Raw genomic sequence first — 17,050 nt, forward strand, 5'->3', positions numbered from 1 at the left:
TCGGCAGGCCGACGCGAGAGAACGGAGAGGCAGGTTTGAGCCCGCGCGCGGTGCTTATTGCAGGGCCGACGGCGAGCGGCAAGTCGGCGCTGGCGCTCGATCTGGCGCGGCGCGTGGGCGGCATCGTCGTCAACGCCGATTCCATGCAAGTCTATCGCGACCTGCGCATCATCACCGCGCGCCCGACTCCCGAGGAGGAGGCGCAGGCGCCGCACGCGCTCTACGGCCATGTCGACGGCGCCGAGGACTATTCGGTGGCGCGCTTCATCGAGGATGCGCGGTGCGCCATCGAGGAGGCGCGCGCGGCGGGCCGGCTGCCGATCCTGATCGGCGGTACCGGGCTCTATTTCAAGGCGCTGACCGAAGGGCTCTCAGCCATCCCGCCGATCCCCGAGGAGGTGCGCGCGCGGGTGCGCGGCCTCGGCGAGGACGCGCCGGCGCTGCATGCGCGCCTCGCCGCCTGCGATCCCGAGACGGCGGCACGGCTGCGCCCCTCCGACACGCAGCGGCTGATGCGCGCGCTGGAGGTGTTCGAGGCGACAGGGCGCCCGCTCGCCCGCTGGCAGGCCGAGCCCGCCATGCCGGCGGTGCTGGACGGGTGGGACACGGTGAAGATCTTCCTCGCGGTCGAGCGCTCCGCCCTGCGTGAGCGCATCGCCCGGCGGTTCGGCGTCATGCTGGAGGCGGGCGCGCTGGAGGAGGTACGAGCGCTGGCGGCGCGTGGCCTGCCCGAGGACCGGCCGGTGCTGAAGGCGCACGGCGTGCCGGCGCTGCGCCGCCATCTCGCCGGCGAGATCACGCTGGAGGAGGCGGCGGAGGGCGGCATCCTCGACACCCGCCGCTACGCCAAGCGACAGGAGACCTGGTTCCGCCACCAGTTCGAGGGCTGGCTGCATCTCCCTCCCGAAGTGGCGGGCGAGGCGCTGCGCGGCGTGACCGCCGCGCCATGAGGCGTGGAGCGCGAGGGGCGGTCGCCCTCACAATCCGAGATCGGAGAGGCCGGGATGATCGGCCGGCCGGGGCCCCGAGCGATCCCAGTGATATTTGCGCTCCGAATCGCGGATCGGCAGGTCGTTGATGCTGGCATAGCGCTGCTGCATCAGGCCGTTCTCGGCGAATTCCCAGTTCTCGTTGCCGTAGGAACGGAACCAGTTGCCGGAATCGTCGTGCCATTCATAGGCAAAGCGCACGGCGATGCGGTTCTCGGTGAAGGCGAAGAGCTCCTTGATCAGTCGGTAGTCGAGTTCCTTCGCCCATTTGCGGGTGAGGAAGGCGACGATCTCGGCGCGGCCGGTGACGAACTCGGACCGATTCCGCCAGCGGCTGTCCGGCGTGTAGACGAGCGAGACGCGCTCGGGATTGCAGGAATTCCAGCCATCCTCGGCGCCGCGCACCTTCTGGGTCGCAGTCTCGCGGGTGAAGGGGGGAAGCGGCGGGCGGGTCTCGCTCATGCGGGGCTCCATCGGGGTGGACGTTCAGGCCCGCGCCGTCCGGGGCGCGGGCAGGGGACGCAGGCGCAGCGCGACCTGGCTCGCGGCGGTCACCGCGAGGCCGAGGCCGGCGACCCACCAGGCGGGGCGGATCGAATAGTCGAAGGCGAGATTGGCCTGAAGCACCCGCACCGGATCGACACCCGTCGCGAGCGCATACCAGCCGGCCTCGAGCAGGGCGGTCGCGAGCCCCGCACCGATGGCGAGGCCGACAAGGGCGAGCGGGCTGGTGCCGAGATCGCGTTTCTGCAGCAGCCTCCAGCCCATCAGCCAGAGGAAGAAGCCGGCGAGCAGGGTGGGCGGCGTCACGTCGAGCTTCTGCTGCATGAAATAGTGCAGCAGGCCGAGCATCGCGATCGGATAGACGAGCGAATGCAGCCGGTTCCAGCGCTCCGCCCCGAGCCGCTGCACCGCGCCGTCCCATGAGGTGGAGCCGAGCGCGACGAGGCCGATGAGCGCGACGAAGCCGATGGTGAGATAGATGCGCAGCACGATCTCGCGCGCCACCGTGACGAGGTCGCCGCTCATGTCGACGATGTAGAAGCCGAAATGCAGCAGCACATAGAAGAGCGCGCCGAGGCCCAGCGTGCGGCGGGCGAGGATCAGTTTCGGCCAGTTGAACAGACGCCGCGCCGGCGTCACCGCCAGCGTGACGACGATGAGCCGGATCGCCCAGTCGCCGATGAAGCGGATGGCCTCGGTGAGCGGCCGGGCACCAAGCGCCGGCTCGCCGCCGGGACCCCCGCCACCCAATCCGCCACCCGGCGCTCCGAGCCCCGGCCCGCCGAGGCCGGGACCGCCCAACGCCGGGCCGCCGCCGAGACCGGGCGGCTGGCCGAAGGGCGAGGGTGGCGCGAGATCGCCCGAGAAGGCGCGCCACAGCAGCCAGCCCAAGGGCAGCAATACGCCGATGAAGGCGATGATCTTCTCCGGGCTCAGCCGGCCGGAACGTTCGCGCAGGAAGGGCATGGGTCAGGATGGACCGGGATCACGCGGGATGGAATTCTATCCGGATACGCGATCCATGGGGCCGGCGTTACACGGAGCGCCGCACTTTCGCGTGAAAGCGCGGCGACGTGCCGCGCATTTCTCGCCCCGTGCGCAATGGGCCAGTGACCCCGTTCCGAGATGCCGTTGAGGCGACGATCAGCCTTCCGGGAAGATCCGCGTCACGTGCCCCATCTTGCGGCCCGGCCGGGATTCGGCCTTGCCGTAGAGGTGGAGATGCGCGCCCTTCTCCTCCAGCACCTTGTGCCAGCTTCCCGCCTCGTCGCCGATCAGATTGGTCATCTCGACCCGTCCGCGCCGCGTGGTCAGGCCGAGCGGCCAGCCGGCTATCGCCCGCACATGCTGCTCGAACTGGCTGGTCTCGGCGCCGTCCAGCGTCCAGTGCCCGGAATTGTGGACGCGCGGGGCGATCTCGTTGACCACCACGCGCTGGCCGCCGTCGGCCTCGACGACGAACAGCTCGACCGCGAAGACGCCGACATAGGCGAGCGCATCGCCGATGCGCCGCGCGATCTCCTGCGCGGCCGCCTCGGTCTCCGGCGTCACGTTCGCCGGCACGGTGGAGCGGTGCAGGATGTGGTGGCGGTGCACGTTCTCCGTCACCTCATAGGCGGCGAAGGCGCCGTCGGCCCGGCGGGCGGCAACCACCGAGACCTCGCGCACGAAGGGTACGAAGCCCTCGAGGATCGCCGGGTGGCGGCCGATGGCGTCGAAGGCGGCTTTCGGCGCGTCCTCCTCGCGGATCATAACCTGGCCCTTGCCGTCATAGCCGAAGCGGCGGGTCTTCAGCACCGAGGGGCGGCCGATATGGTCGAGCGCGTGGACGAGCTCATCCTCGTCGTTCACCGCCGCGAAGGGCGCCACCTCGATGCCGAGGCCGGCGACGAAGCTCTTCTCGACGAGGCGGTCCTGCGTGATGCCGAGCGCGCGGGCGCCCGGATGCACCGGCCTGAAGGCCGAGAGATGCTCGGCGGTCGCCACCGGCACGTTCTCGAATTCGTAGGTGACGACGTCGACGCCATGCGCGAAGCGCTCCAGCGCCGCGAGGTCGTCATAGGCGGCCTCGGTATGCGCGCTTGCGACGTCGAAGGCCGGGCTGCCGGCCTCGGGGGCGAAGATGTGCGTCTTCAGGCCCAGCGGGGCGGCGGCGAGCGCGATCATCCGGGCGAGCTGGCCGCCGCCGAGGATGCCGATGGTGGAACCGGGAGCGAGCATGTCTGAGGGGCTTCCGTCAGCTCGGTTCGTGGGCGACGGCGGCGGTGCGCTCGGCACGCCAGAGGTCGAGGCGCTGAGCTAGCGCCGGATCGGACAGCGCCAGCACGGCCGCGGCGAGCAGCGCGGCGTTGATGGCGCCCGGCTTGCCGATGGCGAGCGTGCCGACCGGAACGCCGGCCGGCATCTGCACGATGGAATAGAGGCTGTCCTGGCCGGAGAGCGCCTTGCTTTCCACCGGCACGCCGAAAACGGGGAGCGAGGTGAGCGAGGCGACCATGCCGGGCAGATGCGCCGCTCCGCCGGCGCCGGCGATGATGACCTTGAAGCCGGCGGCGCGGGCGCTCCGGGCGAAGTCGAACATGCGCTCGGGGGTGCGGTGGGCCGAGACGATGCGCGTGCGGTGCAGGACGCCGAGCGCGTCGAGCGTCTCGGCGGCGTGTCGCATGGTCTCCCAGTCGGACTGGCTGCCCATGATGATGGCGACCGGCGTCGGCACGGTCGTCGCGGCGTTCATCGCTTTTGCCTTCCCCCGAAAAAGAAGGCGCGGATTATAGGAATCGCGAATGCGGCGGCAAGGGGAATAGGCGCAGGACGGAACTTAATGGGGCATTAAGTTTCCAAGGCCAGATTGCCCCGAAACGGGACAAGGAAGCGCCGTGTGACCGCCCGCGTGCTCGTGGTCGATGATGATCCGGTGCAGCGCCGCCTCATTGAGGCGATGGTGCGCCGTTTCGGCCATGAGCCGGTGGTGGCCGAGGGCGGCGACGAGGCGATCCGCCGCATCACTGCGGCCGGTGAAGCGCCGATCGACTGCGTGGTGCTCGATCTCGTCATGCCCGACCTCGACGGCCTCGGCGTGCTCGGAAAGCTCCGTTCCCTCGGCATCGACGTCCCGGTGATCGTGCAGACCGCCCATGGCGGCATCGACACCGCGGTGACGGCGGTGCGCGCGGGCGCCTTCGACTTCGTGGTGAAGCCGGTCGGCGCGGAGCGGCTGCAGGTCTCGCTCGCCAATGCTCTAGCGGCGCAGGTGCTGAAGGGCGAGGTGCGGCGCATGCGTCGCTCGGCCTCCGGCATGCTCGACGTCGCCGACATCTCCAGCCGCTCGACGCGCATGCAGGCGGCGCTGAGGCTCGCCGCCAAGGCCGCCGGCTCCTCGATTCCGGTGCTGATCGAAGGCGAATCCGGCGTCGGCAAGGAGATCGTGGCGCGCGCCATCCACGGCTCGGGCGAGCGGCGCTCGAAACCGTTCGTGACGGTGAACTGCGGCGCGATCCCCGCCAACCTCGCCGAATCGATCCTGTTCGGCCATGAGCGCGGCGCCTTCACCGGCGCCGAGGCGCGTCATGCCGGGCGATTCTTCGAGGCGGATGGCGGCACGCTGTTCCTCGACGAGATCGGCGAGCTGCCGATGGACGCGCAGGTGAAGCTGCTGCGCGTGCTGCAGGAGGGCGAGGTCGATCCCGTCGGCGCGCGTCGACCGGTGAAGGTCGACGTCCGCATCATCTCGGCGACCAATCGCGATCTGGTGGCGCTGACCCGCGCCGGCGGGTTCCGCGAGGACCTGTTCTACCGGCTGCACGTGTTCCCCATCACGCTGCCGCCGCTCCGCGAGCGCTCCGAGGACATTCCGGACCTGGTGCGCCGCTTCGTGGCGCGCTTCGCGGCGGAGGAGGGCAAGCCGATCCGCACTGTGAGCGCGGCGGCGATGCGGCTGCTGTGCAGCCATCGCTGGCCGGGCAATGTGCGCCAGCTCGAGAATGTGGTGTTCCGCGCGGTGGTGCTGGCGGAAGGCGACCGCATCGACGTCGAGGAGCTGCCGCAGCTCGCGGCGGCGGCCGCGAACGCGCCGGAACAGGGACCAGGCGTCGAGATCCCGGATTTCGATCTCAGCATCGCGATCCGGCCGGGCGGCGTTCCGCGCCTCGTGCAGGTGACGGCCGACGCCCCCGCCACGTCGTTCACGCCGGTGGCCGGCGCGCTCGCCATGCTGGCCGCCAGCGGGCATGTGCGCTCGCTCGAGGACATCGAGGCCGAGGTGATTCGCTTCGCCATCGACCATTACAAGGGCCGCATGACCGAAGTGGCGCGACGTCTCGGCATCGGCCGCTCGACGCTCTACCGCAAGCTCGCCGAGCTCGGGCTCGATCCGGGAATGGACGAGCCGGAACCGCCCGGCCGTGTGGCGCGGGAGTGACGCGGGCGCATTATCGAACAGGGTGGCGGGTTCGTGAGTTGAACCCGTAACCATATCGTTCACAAAAGGTTCAGGCGGTGGATCGGACAAGCATACCGCCGGGCAGGTTTCGCAAAGATCATGGGGTCTTAGCGAAAGGAACGTGCCGAAATCATTGAGCCGGAGCATCTATCTGCCGCGGGGTGACCGCACCCGGCGGCATGTGTTCCGAAGGCGAGGGACGGAGAAGGTTATGTCGCGGCGTTTCGACTATCTCGCCGGCACTGCTCTGGCGGCTTTCCTGGCGCTGGGGCTCGCCATGCCGCTGGCGGCCCGCACCCAGCCCGAGGCCGATGTCGAGACCACCGACAATGCCGGCATGGGCACGGATGACCTGACGCCGGCGGCCGGCACCCCCGCCGACCCGACCCATGCTGCGCAGCCGGCCGCGCCGGATGGCGCGAGCGCCACGCCGCTGCCCGACGCCACGCCGGAAGCCGCGAAGGCGGCGATCCCCGACGCCATGGAGCCGAGCCGCGACAGCAAGCCTGCCGCGGTGGCGATGCCGGAAGACCCGCCCGCGCCGCCGGCGGCTCCCGAAGCTCCCGATGCGGTGACCGCCGCTCCGCTGCCCGAGGTAGCGCCGGCTGCCCCGAGCGAGCCTGCCGTCGCGGCTCCGGCGCCTGAAGCGGCGCCCGCCATTCCGAACCCGCCGGCGACCGCCGCCGCTCCCGAGCCGGTCGCCCCGGCGCCCGAGGCGCCCGCGCAGAATGCGGCGTCGCCCCAGCCTGCCGCGCCCGCCGTCGCCGCGACGCCGGAGGCGCCGGCCGCCGATCCCGTCTCCGAGGCGCTCGCCGCTCTGCTGGCGGGCCTCGACCTCGGCAAGTTCGTCGCGCAGAAGCCCGAACAGGAGGCGCTCGTCGCCTTCTATGCCGGGCGCGGCGGCAAGCCGGCCTTCCTTTCCGGGCGCGAGCTCTCGCCGCTCTCAGTCGCGGTGCGCGCGCAGTTCGCCGCTTCCGGCGAGGACGGGCTCTCGCCGTCCGACTACGCGGTTGCCGCGCCGAGCACCGGAGCGAGCGACGTCACGCTGGCGGAGACCGAGCTGCGCATGGCGGCGGCGACGCTCACCTATGCGCGGCACCTCCAGTCCGGCCGCTTCGATCCGAGCCGCATCTCCGCCGGCGTCACGCCGCTGCGCACCCCGCCGGACCCGGCGAAGGTGCTTCAGGACGTGAGCGGCGCCGCCGATCCGCGCGCTGTGCTGACGAGCTACGCGCCGCAATATGAGGGCTATGGCCGCCTCAAGGCGAAGCTAGCCGAGCTGCGCGCCGAGGTCGGCAGCGTGCCGCCGCCGCAGGTGCCGCAGGGTCGCGTGCTGCGCCCCAATATGGACGATCCTCGCGTGCCGCTGCTGCGCACCCGGCTCGGCGTGCAGGGCGATGTCGACAGCATGACCTACGACCACGATCTCGTGGAGGCGGTGAAGCAGTTCCAGGAGAAGCTGGACCAGCCTGCCAACGGCATCATCGGAAAGGCGACCATCGCTGCGCTGAACGACACCGGCGAGGCGCGCATCTCCGACATCGTCGCCAATATGGAGCGCTGGCGCTGGCTGCCGCACGACGTGGCGCCCAGCTACGTGATGGTGAACATCCCCGAGTTCATGGTGCGCATCGTGCGCGACGGTAAGCTGTTCCACGAGACCAAGGTGGTGGTCGGCAAGCCGGAGAATCAGACGCCGCTGCTCACCCACGACATGGAATATGTCGTCTTCAACCCGGCCTGGAACGTGCCGCCCGGCATCGCCCGCAAGGAGATGCTGCCCAAGCTCGCCTCGGATCCCTATGCGCTGTCGCGCCAGGGCATCGACGTGGTGCGCAACGGGCGGGTGGTCGATCCCGGCTCGATCGACTGGAGCCGCGGCACGCAGGGCTATTCGTTCCGCCAGCCGCCGGGCGAGCGCAACGCGCTGGGCAACATCAAGTTCATGTTCCCCAACAAGCACTCGGTCTATCTGCACGACACGCCGAGCCGCTCGCTCTTCGCCAACGCGCGCCGCGCCTACAGCCATGGCTGCGTGCGGGTGTTCGAGCCGCTGAAGTTCGGCGAGGCGATCTTCGCGCTGGGCATGCCGACCGACACCTGGTCGCAGCAGCGCATCGCCAAGATGAAGGGCGGCTCGGAGAAATATGTGAACCTGAAGCAGCGCTTCCCGGTGCATCTCGTCTATTTCACCAGCTTCGTGGATGACGAGGGCCGGCTGGTCTCCCGCGAGGACCTCTACGGAATCAACGCGCAGACCAAGCTGATGCTGGGCCTCGACGGCGCGCGCCGGGTGGCCGACCGGGGCGTGGTTCCCGCCGCCCGCTGATTCGGCCCACCGGGGTGCCGGCGCGCCGCTGCTGCGGCATGCAAGCCACGTTCGCCGAAAAAAGCCGGTGGAAAGGATCGCGCGGGGCGCTTTTCCTGACGGCAGCACTATTTCGCCACACTCAACCCTTAGCCAAACTCCCGGGAGTCAGGGGGCGGTCCCGATAACGGGGCCTTAACCAAACCCGACAAGACTATGTTCACCAAGTTCGGCGCGCGCCTGTCTTTGCGCGTCGACCCTTAGGAAACGTGTGGCTTCGGGTTCCGGGTTCGTGCACAGCAAACGCAAGTTTCGCCCGTATCGCATGGTCAAGGCGGTCGCGCTGGCCGCGATCGTCACCATTGGCGGTACCGAACTTCTGCAGGACGCCGTCGCCAATGGCGACACCCGCAGCCTGACCCTGCATCACGTCCATTCCGGCGAGAGCGCCACCGTCACCTTCAAGCGGAACGGGCGCTACGACCCGGCCGCGCTCCAGAAGCTGAACGTCCTGCTCCAGGACTGGCGGCGCAAGGAGCCGACCAAGATGGACCCCCAGCTCTTCGACATCATCTGGGAGGTCTATCGCGACGTCGACGCCAGCCAGCCGATCCAGGTGATCGGCGGCTATCGCTCGCCGGCGACCAACGCCATGCTGCGCGCCCGCTCCCGCGGCGTCGCGCAGATGAGCCAGCACATGCTTGGCAAGGCGATGGACTTCTTCATTCCCGGCGTTCCGCTCGCCAGAATCCGCGAGGCCGGCCTGCGCCTTCAGCGCGGCGGCGTCGGTTTCTATCCGACCTCCGGCTCACCTTTCGTGCATCTCGACACCGGCGGCATCCGGCACTGGCCGCGCATGACCCGGCCCGAGCTCGCCCGCGTGTTCCCGGATGGCAAGACCGTGCACGTTCCGGCCGACGGCCGCCCGATGTCCGGCTATGCGCTGGCCCTGGCCCAGGTCGAGAGCCGCGGCAACCGGCCGGGCGGCGCCGGCGCGGCCTTCGCTTCCGCCTATGAGAGCGGCAAGAGCGGCCCGAAGAAGAACTTCCTCGCCTCGCTGTTCGGCAAGGACGGTGGCGACGACGACGAGGAGAGCTCGTCCGCCTCTTCCGTCGCCGCGTCGTCCGCCCCGGCTGCGGCCCCCTCGGCTTCGTCCGGTGGCGAGGAGGAGGCGGCGCCTGCGGCACCCGCACCGGCCGCTGCCGCGCCTGTCGCGGTCGCGAGCGCGCAGAGCGTTCCGACCCCGGCTCCCCATCCGCTCGGCCGCCCGAGCGCGCCGGCCGAGGCTGCGCCCGCGCCGGTCGTGGTCGCGAGCGCGGTTCCGATGCCGCTGTCGCGTCCCGGCAGCGCGCCGGCGAACGCGCCCGTCTTGGCGGCTCAGCCGGCGCCGGTTGCCCAGGCCGCCCCGGCCGTCGTCGCGGCCGCGCCGGCGCCTGCCACGGAGCCCGCCGGCGAAGCGCCGATCATCGTCGCCATCGCCGAGCCGGCCGCGATCGCGAGCGCCGACATGGGCGCCGCGCTCGCCAATGTGCCGATGCCGCGGACCCGGCCGCGTGACGCCGGCCTGCCGGCGCTGATCGTGCGCGGCTCGCAGCAGCCGGACGAGCCGGCCCCGCCGAGTCTCTCCTATGCCTCCGCCGCCGATTTCGTGGTCGCTCGTCCGGCGCCGGGCCGCGCGCCCGAGCCGGCGGCGCTGCCGGTCGGCCGCTCGGCGGCACGCGCTCCGCTGCCGCATACCGCCGAGGCGCAGGCGCAGATCCGGCGCCTGTTCGCCGGCCCGACGGTGGCGGCCGACACCTCGCTCAGCGCTCCGGAGATGCGCCGCTTCGCCGCCTTCGTGGCGCCGCCGCGCGTGGTGATCGACGGCGGCTTCGGCCGCGACGCCTCCAATGGTCTGGCGACCAGCCGCTTCTCCGGCGCCGCGGTGGTGGCGATACCGGTGGTCGCGAGCGCCGATCCGCGCCCGCAGAAGAAGCGCCTCTCGATGGTGGCGGACTGACTTCGTAGTCCCGGACAACGTCATCCTGAGGCGCTCGGGCAATGCCCGAGCCTCGAAGGATGGGGTCCCGCGTGCGCCAGAACGGGCCCGCCCCCGCACGTTTATGAACATCCTTTCGAGGCCCGGCCGATGGCCGGGCACCTCAGGATGACGTGGTTCTCGTGGGAACTCCTGGAGCCGCAGGCTAGGCTCGCGCCGCGGCCGGAAGAGCCGAAGCGCTGCCTAGCCCACCATGCCCAGCGCCTGCAGATAGAGGTCGACGATCGCCTCGTGCTCGGCGCGCTGGTCGGCGTCCTGCTTGCGGATCTTCAAGATCTCGCGCAGCGCCTTGGTGTCGAAGCCGTTGCCCTTGGCTTCGGCGAAGACGTCCTTGATGTCGTCGGCGATCGTCTTCTTCTCCTCCTCGAGCCGCTCGATGCGCTCGATGAAGGATTTGAGCTGCTCCTTGGCGAAGCCGGCGGCGGCATCGGACAAAGGCTGGTCGTTCGGTATGTCGGACATGGCGTCTCCGGAAAGGGTCGGGCTGCGGAGGGCCGGCGGCCATTGGGCCGGGCCTCAGGATAAGGGGCCGCGATCAGGGCGCGTTTCGGCAAGCTGCGTCAAGCGCGAGCCGCCCTCTATGCACCGTTCCGTGCAGCCTGTGGATTAATGCGCGCCCGGCTGGCGGGTCGCGAAGGCGGCCTGCTGCTCGGGGTTCGCCTCGGCCTGGTGCTTCGCCTTCCACTTCTCATAGGGCATGCCATAGACCGCCTCGCGGCTCTCCTCCCTGGAGACCGGCAGGCCGCGTTCCTTGGCGGCGTCGAGGTACCAGTTGGAGAGGCAGTTGCGGCAGAAGCCGGCGAGATTCATCAGGTCGATGTTCTGCACGTCGGTCCGCGCGCGCAGATGCGCCACCAGCCGCCGGAAAGCGGCGGCCTCGAGCTCGGTGCGGTCCTTGTCGGTGAGGGGTTCGTCGGTCATGTCGGCCTCCGATGGTCGGTCAGACAGAGATAGGTGGCACAGCGTCGGTGCGCGAGCCGAAGATTCGGGCCTCGCGCATGTCCGGGCGAGCGAGCAGGGCGGGCATCAGGTCGGCGAGGCGGTCCGCCCAGGCGAGCTGGCCGGCCTCGTCGGCGATCAGGTCCTGGCGGATCTCGATCAGCGCATGCGGCAGGCCGCGCGCCGTACCGTGCCGGTAGAGGCAGTCATTGCGCAGCGCGCCGTCATAGGGCTCGTTGTCGCCGACGATCAGGTCGCCGGGCGCCGCCAGCGCGTCGATCATCGGCCGGGCGAAGCGGGGATCGAGGTCCCACAGCAAGGCGACGTGCCACGGGCGGGGCACACCGCGCCAGACCGGCGTGAAGCTGTGCACCGAGAACAGCGCGGGGACGACGCCGGCCGCGAGCGCGGCGTCGATCTGCTGCTCGATCGCCCGGTGATAGGGGCGGTGATAGAGGGCGATGCGCCGCTCCACCTCGGCGGCGTCGGCATGCCGGTTGCCGGGCACGACCGCGCCGTCGGACAGGCGCATCACCAGCGTGGGGTCGTCCTCGCCGCGATTCGGGTCGATGAGCAGGCGGGAGAAGCAGGAGAGCACCGCCGGGGCGCCGAGCCGGGCCGCCAGCGCGCGGGTGACGCCGGCGGCGCCGATATCGTATCCGATGTGCCGTTCGAGCTGCGTCTGCGGCAGGCCGAGCGAGCCATATTCCGGTGGCAGCGCATTAGACGCGTGGTCGCACAGGATGATCAGGCCGGTGTGCAGATTTCCGGAAATGATTTCCACAGCCCGGAAAGCATTCGCCGCCTCCGGCTCTGGTGTCGAGGGCGGCTCAGGGTCGGCGCTGAGGCGGAGCATCATCGGTTCGATCAATGCGATAAGTGGCTGAAGCATGGTGACGGGAGGCTTTCCGTGCCATAGGAATACGCCGGTTTCGCGTCGCCGGGCAGCACCTGCGACGGCACCAAAAACGATAAACCGAGCCGCCGTGTGGGTATGGGGGAATGATGTCTGTCACGTCGCCGCGCGCTTTCCTCGCCGAGCTCTTCGATGCCGCCGTGGCGGCCGCCCATCCCTCGACCTGCGTCGTGCCTCACCTGCCGGCGCCTCCGGCTTCCGGTCGCCTGATCCTGCTCGCGGCGGGCAAGGCCGCCGGCTCCATGCTGGAGACGGCGGAGAGCTATTATCTCGACACGCTCGGCTTCGATCCCTCGCGCCTCGTCGGCATCGGCGTGGCGCGCCACGGCTATGGCCGCCCGACGCGCCAGCTCGAAATGGTAGAGGCCGGCCATCCGGTGCCGGACGCGGCGGGCCTGCGGGGGGCACAGACGGCAATCGACCTCGCCGCCGGCGCGCAGGCCGGCGACCTCGTGGTGGTGCTGCTCTCGGGCGGCGCCTCGGCCAACTGGATCGCCCCGGCGGAGGGCGTCGAACTCGACGACAAGCGGGCGCTGACGCGGGCGCTGCTGCGCTCCGGCGCCAACATCACCGAGATCAACACGGTGCGTAAGCACCTCTCGCGCATCAAGGGTGGCCGCCTGACGACGCTCGCCCAGCCGGCGCATGTGGTGACGCTGTCGATTTCCGACGTGCCGGGCGATGATCCGGCGGTGATCGGCTCCGGGCCGACCGTGCCTGATCCCTCGACGCTCGCCGAGGCGCGCGACGTGCTGACCCGCTTCCGCATCGAGCCAGCCGGCTCCATCGCGGTGGCGTTGCGCGATCCGGCGAACGAATCGCCCAAGCCCGGCAATGCCGCCTTCGCCAATGCCGAATACCATCTGGTGGCGCGGCCGGCCGATTCCTTCGTCGCGGCCGAGAAGCTCGCCCGCGCGGCCGGCATCGAGCCGATCCTGCTGGGCGACAATCTCGAGGGCGAGGCTCGCGAGGTGGCGGCGGCGCAGGCCGAGCTGGCGCTGAAGCTGAAGGCCGAGGGCAAGCGCGCCGTGCTGCTGTCCGGCGGCGAGCTCACGGTGACGATGCGCGGGCAGGGACGCGGCGGCCCGAATCAGGAATATGCGCTGGCCCTGGCTGAGGCGCTCGCCGGCGCGACCGGCATCTATGCGGTCGCCGGCGACACCGACGGCACCGATGGCGGCGGTGGTGACGCCAGCGACCCGGCCGGCGCTTTCGTGATGCCCGACACGCTGGAGCGGGCGCGCGCACTCGGCCTCGTTCCCGCCGAGTTCCTCGCCAATAACGATTCCACGAGCTTCTTCGAACGCCTCGGCGACCTGCTGACGCCTGGACCGACCTATACCAACGTCAATGATTTTCGCGCCGTCCTCATCGACCCGTAGCCACCTCGCTGCGTTCGCCCGGCGGGCGGGCGGGCGCGCCTGCCGCGTCGCGCTGGCGGCGGCGCTGCTGGCGCCCGGTCTGGCCATGCTCGGCGCGAGCCCCGCCGCGGCGGATTTCCGCCTGTGCAACCGCACCAACAGCCGCGTCGGCATCGCGGTCGGCTACAAGGACGGCGACACCTGGTCGTCGGAAGGCTGGTGGAACGTCGCCGCCAACAGTTGCGAGACACTGCTGCGCGGCGACCTCGTGGCGCGCTTCTATTACGTCTACGCGGTGGATTACGATCTCGGCGGGGAATGGGCCGGCAAGGCCTATATGTGCACGCGGGAGAAGGAGTTCACCATCCGCGGCATCCAGGACTGCCTCGCGCGCGGCTTCGACCGCACCGGCTTCTTCGAGGTCGACACGCAAGAGCAGAAGAGCTGGACGGTGCAGCTCACCGAGCAGGGCCAGGCCTCGGCCAACGGAACCGCGCTGCCGCACCCCCCACCGCCGCCCGCTCCGCGCAAGACGAATTGAACGGCGCGCGGGCCGCGATGTCTGCGGCTTTCGATCTCATCGGCGCAAAGTAGCCGTCATGACCGGGCTTGACCCGGCCATCCGCCTTGCGCCGCGTTCACGGGACGAAGACGTGGATGCCCGGCTCAAGGCCGGGCATGACGAGGCGCGGAGCGGCAGGATATTGCCGGCCGTCGGGCTACTCGATCGGCACGGCGGTGAACTGCACCTGACCGTCGGTGTCGGAGACCATCAGCAGCACCGAGCGGCGGCCTTCCTGCTTCAGCGTGTCGATGCGCTTCTGGATGTCGGCCGGGGTGGCGACCGCCTCCTGATTGACCTCCAGGACGACGAAGCCGGGCTTCAGCCCCTTGTCGGCGGCGGCGGAGCCCTTGTCGACGCCGGTGACCACGACGCCCTTCACCTCGTCCTTGATCTTGAACTTGCCGCGCAGATCGGCGCTCAGCTCGGAGAGCTCGAGGCCGAGCAGCTTGCTGGTGGGCGCCTTCGGCGCGGCCGGGGCCTCCTCCTTCTTGGTGACGGCGGCCTGCTCGGTCTTCTCGCTCTCCTCGAGCCGGCCGACCTTGAGGCGCAGCGTCTCCTCCTTGCCCTTGCGGATGACGACGACCTCGACCTCCTTGTCGACCGCCGTGTCGGCCACGATGAGCGGCAGGCTGCGCATGTCCTTCACGTCCTTGCCGTCGAACTTGACGATGACGTCGCCCGCCTTGATGCCGCCCTTGGCTGCCGGGCCGTCATCGGTGAGGCCGCCGACCAGCGCGCCGCGTGGCTTGTCCAGCGACAGGCTCTCGGCGATGTCGTCGGTCACCGGCTGGATGCGCACGCCGATCCAGCCGCGCCGCGTCTCGCCGAACTCCTTGAGCTGGCTGACCACCGCGACGGCGGTGTTGGAGGGCACGGCGAAGCCGATGCCGATGGAGCCGCCCGAGGGCGAGATGATGGCGGTGTTGATGCCGATCACGTCGCCGTCCATGTTGAACAGCGGGCCGCCCGAATTGCCGCGGTTGATGGCGGCGTCGGTCTGCAGGAAGTTGTCGTAGGGCCCCGAATTGATGTCGCGGTTGCGGGCCGAGATGACGCCGACGGTCAGCGTGCCGCCGAGGCCGAAGGGATTGCCGATCGCCATCACCCAGTCACCGACGCGCAGCACGTCGGAATCGCCGAACTTGACCGCCTTCAGCGGCTTGTTCGGCTCGGGCTTCACGCGCAGAAGGGCGATGTCGATCTTGGTGTCGCGCCCGATCACCTCGGCTTTGAGCTTCGAGCCGTCGTTGAAGTTGACGAACACCTCGTCGGCGTCGGCGATGACGTGGTTGTTGGTGACGACGAGGCCCGCCGCGTCGATGACGAAGCCGGAGCCGAGCGAGGAGACCCGGCGCGGCCGGTCGCCGCCGCTGTCGTCCTCGCCCTGCTGCTGACGGCGCTTGAAGAATTCCTCGAAGAACTCCTCGAAGGGCGAGCCGGGCGGCAGTTGCGGGGTCGGCACGCTGCGCGAGGGGGCGACCGTCTGCGATGTCGAGATGTTGACCACCGCGTCCATCACCGTCGCCGCGGTGTCGGCGACCGTATCGGGGCCCTTGGTGGCGGCGGCGCGGGCGGGCACGGCGATGAGGCCAAGATTGAGGCCGGTAAGCGCGCCGGCCAGCAGCAGGGCCGAGAGGCGGCGGAAGCTCCGTCCGGCCAGCCCGTCAGTGGATCGCAACATGGTATCTCCTTCGCCGCCCGGACGACGGCTCGCGCCTGACGCACAGGAATGGCTCTACCGGGCAAACGCTGAACCGGGACGACGGGGGATGCAAGCCAAAACCATGCGAGCCGGCGGGTGCCGGCGGCGGGGCGAGTGGTCGCAGGCGCGCGGCCGCCTCGACCGCGGCGGGCGCGAGAAGCCCCTTCAGCCGCGGATCAGCCAGACGACGATGAGCCCGAAGATCGCACCGCCGACGCCGATGAGGCGCAGCGGCTGGTCGGGCAGCGCGTGCATGGTCGCCATGGCGCGGCGGGTGGCGCCGGGAAACGCCGCCAGCGCCAGACCTTCGATCACGAGAACGAGGCCCAGCGCGACGACGAGATCCGACATTGGCGGCCGCGATCAGTTCGGCTGCGCGGGCGCGACGGGTGCCGCGGCCGGAGCCTGCGCGGAGGGGCGGCCGGGATTGTTGAGGAAGCGGAAGAACTCCGAGTTCGGCGACAGCAGCATCCGGGTGTCCTCCTTCTTCAGCGCCTGCTCGTAAGCCTGCAGCGAGCGGAAGAAATCGAAGAAATCCTTATCCTTGCTGTAGGCCTCCGCGAAGATGCGGCTGCGTTCGGCGTCGCCCTCGCCGCGCAGCCTGTCGGCGGCGGAAGTGGCTTCGGCGACGATGACCGTGGATTCGCGGTCGGCGCGGGCGCGGATGGTCTGGGACGCCTGCGCGCCCTGGGCCCGGATTTCGGCCGCCTCGCGCTGGCGCTCGGTCTGCATGCGCTGGAACACCGCCTGGCTGTTGGCCTCCGGCAGGTCGGCGCGGCGGATGCGCACGTCGAGCACCCTTATGCCGAAATTGGCGGCTTCGCGATTCACCTGGTCGCGGATGCGTCCCATCAGCGCCTCGCGCTGGTCGCGTACCACCTCGATGAAGGTGCTCTCGCCGAGCACGCGGCGCAGCGCCGAGTTGAGCACGGTGGCGAGGCGCGAATTGGCGCCCTCGATGGTGCCGACCGCCTGATAGAACCGCAGCGGGTCGACGATCGAATAGCGCGCGAAGGCGTCGACCACGAGACGCTTCTGGTCGGAGGCGATGACCTCCTGCGAGGGGTTCTCGAGGTCGAGGATGCGCTTGTCGAGGAAGATCACGCTGTCGACCAGCGGCACCTTCGCGTTGAGTCCCGGCTGGGTGATGATGCGGATCGGCTCGCCGAAGCGCAGCACCAGCGCCTGCTGGGTCTGGTAGACGCTGAACAGCGCCGAATAGAGGATGATCAGGAGTACCGCCGCGACAATGGCGAGCACCAGTCCGAATGCGCTTTTCACGGTGCCGCC

Annotated in this window: 16 protein-coding genes; 6 read left to right on the forward strand and 10 right to left on the reverse strand. The window is 70.2% G+C overall.

The annotated features are described in order from the left end of the window. The first annotated feature begins 35 nt into the window (after positions 1 to 35). On the forward strand, positions 36 to 950 hold the full coding sequence (gene miaA, locus U742_RS0111405) for a tRNA (adenosine(37)-N6)-dimethylallyltransferase MiaA (RefSeq protein ID WP_029353077.1): 915 nt from the start codon (positions 36 to 38) through the stop codon (positions 948 to 950). Positions 951 to 977: 27 nt separating this feature from the next. Here miaA and U742_RS0111410 read toward each other — a convergent pair whose 3' ends face one another. The 4 genes from U742_RS0111410 to purE form a co-directional block, all read right to left on the reverse strand. Next, positions 978 to 1,451, reverse strand: coding sequence for a nuclear transport factor 2 family protein (locus tag U742_RS0111410; RefSeq protein ID WP_029353080.1), 474 nt, complete (start codon positions 1,449 to 1,451; stop codon positions 978 to 980). Positions 1,452 to 1,475: 24 nt separating this feature from the next. After that, a complete protein-coding gene (locus tag U742_RS0111415; protein WP_029353082.1) occupies positions 1,476 to 2,459 on the reverse strand; it encodes a protein-methionine-sulfoxide reductase heme-binding subunit MsrQ in 984 nt (327 codons plus the stop codon). Positions 2,460 to 2,636: 177 nt separating this feature from the next. Further along, on the reverse strand, positions 2,637 to 3,713 hold the full coding sequence (locus U742_RS0111420) for a 5-(carboxyamino)imidazole ribonucleotide synthase (RefSeq protein WP_029353084.1): 1,077 nt from the start codon (positions 3,711 to 3,713) through the stop codon (positions 2,637 to 2,639). A 16-nt stretch (positions 3,714 to 3,729) separates the two neighbouring features. Next, positions 3,730 to 4,209 carry a 5-(carboxyamino)imidazole ribonucleotide mutase gene (gene purE / locus U742_RS0111425; RefSeq protein WP_156034215.1) on the reverse strand — a complete coding sequence of 160 codons (480 nt, stop codon included), beginning with the start codon at positions 4,207 to 4,209 and terminating at the stop codon, positions 3,730 to 3,732. Positions 4,210 to 4,371: 162 nt separating this feature from the next. Here purE and U742_RS0111430 point away from each other — a divergent pair, with 162 nt between their 5' ends. The 3 genes from U742_RS0111430 (at position 4,372) to U742_RS0111440 (ending at position 10,238) form a co-directional block, all read left to right on the forward strand. Further along, positions 4,372 to 5,910, forward strand: coding sequence for a sigma-54-dependent transcriptional regulator (locus U742_RS0111430; RefSeq protein WP_029353088.1), 1,539 nt, complete (start codon positions 4,372 to 4,374; stop codon positions 5,908 to 5,910). Positions 5,911 to 6,142: 232 nt separating this feature from the next. Then, positions 6,143 to 8,260 (forward strand): L,D-transpeptidase family protein, encoded by a 2,118-nt coding sequence (locus U742_RS0111435; protein ID WP_051661095.1) that lies wholly within the window; start codon positions 6,143 to 6,145, stop codon positions 8,258 to 8,260. Positions 8,261 to 8,531: 271 nt separating this feature from the next. Beyond that, entirely contained in the window at positions 8,532 to 10,238 is a 1,707-nt protein-coding gene (locus U742_RS0111440; RefSeq protein ID WP_248310339.1) for a peptidoglycan L,D-endopeptidase MepK, read from the forward strand. 222 nt (positions 10,239 to 10,460) lie between these two features. Here U742_RS0111440 and U742_RS0111445 read toward each other — a convergent pair whose 3' ends face one another. The 3 genes from U742_RS0111445 to U742_RS0111455 all read right to left on the reverse strand — a co-directional run bounded on the left by U742_RS0111445 (position 10,461) and on the right by U742_RS0111455 (position 12,072). Continuing rightward, positions 10,461 to 10,739 carry a DUF2312 domain-containing protein gene (locus U742_RS0111445; protein ID WP_029353094.1) on the reverse strand — a complete coding sequence of 93 codons (279 nt, stop codon included), beginning with the start codon at positions 10,737 to 10,739 and terminating at the stop codon, positions 10,461 to 10,463. A 144-nt stretch (positions 10,740 to 10,883) separates the two neighbouring features. Next, entirely contained in the window at positions 10,884 to 11,198 is a 315-nt protein-coding gene (locus U742_RS0111450) for a DUF1244 domain-containing protein (protein ID WP_029353095.1), read from the reverse strand. A gap of 19 nt (positions 11,199 to 11,217) precedes the next feature. Further along, positions 11,218 to 12,072, reverse strand: coding sequence for an N-formylglutamate amidohydrolase (locus U742_RS0111455; RefSeq protein ID WP_029353097.1), 855 nt, complete (start codon positions 12,070 to 12,072; stop codon positions 11,218 to 11,220). A gap of 149 nt (positions 12,073 to 12,221) precedes the next feature. On the opposite strand from U742_RS0111455, the gene U742_RS0111460 reads away from it, so the two are divergent. After that, the gene (locus U742_RS0111460) at positions 12,222 to 13,514 is read left to right on the forward strand and encodes a glycerate kinase type-2 family protein (protein ID WP_029353099.1); all 1,293 of its coding nucleotides are present in this window, start codon (positions 12,222 to 12,224) and stop codon (positions 13,512 to 13,514) included. Further along, positions 13,483 to 14,034, forward strand: coding sequence for a DUF1036 domain-containing protein (locus U742_RS0111465; RefSeq protein WP_038361336.1), 552 nt, complete (start codon positions 13,483 to 13,485; stop codon positions 14,032 to 14,034). Before U742_RS0111460 ends, U742_RS0111465 begins: the two co-directional genes overlap by 32 nt. A 178-nt stretch (positions 14,035 to 14,212) precedes the next feature. On the opposite strand, the gene U742_RS0111470 is transcribed toward U742_RS0111465, so the two are convergent. From U742_RS0111470 to hflC, 3 genes are all read right to left on the reverse strand, one after another. Continuing rightward, positions 14,213 to 15,739, reverse strand: coding sequence for a Do family serine endopeptidase (locus tag U742_RS0111470; RefSeq protein ID WP_029353102.1), 1,527 nt, complete (start codon positions 15,737 to 15,739; stop codon positions 14,213 to 14,215). 186 nt (positions 15,740 to 15,925) lie between these two features. Continuing rightward, entirely contained in the window at positions 15,926 to 16,111 is a 186-nt protein-coding gene (locus U742_RS0111475) for a DUF2065 domain-containing protein (protein WP_029353104.1), read from the reverse strand. Between the two features lie 12 nt (positions 16,112 to 16,123). Then, positions 16,124 to 17,041, reverse strand: a complete 918-nt coding sequence (gene hflC, locus U742_RS0111480; protein WP_029353106.1) for a protease modulator HflC — start codon at positions 17,039 to 17,041, stop codon at positions 16,124 to 16,126. Between the last annotated feature and the right edge of the window lie 9 nt (positions 17,042 to 17,050).

The organism is Allobosea sp. 117, assembly GCF_000702305.1.
Lineage (GTDB): Bacteria > Pseudomonadota > Alphaproteobacteria > Rhizobiales > Xanthobacteraceae > Ancylobacter.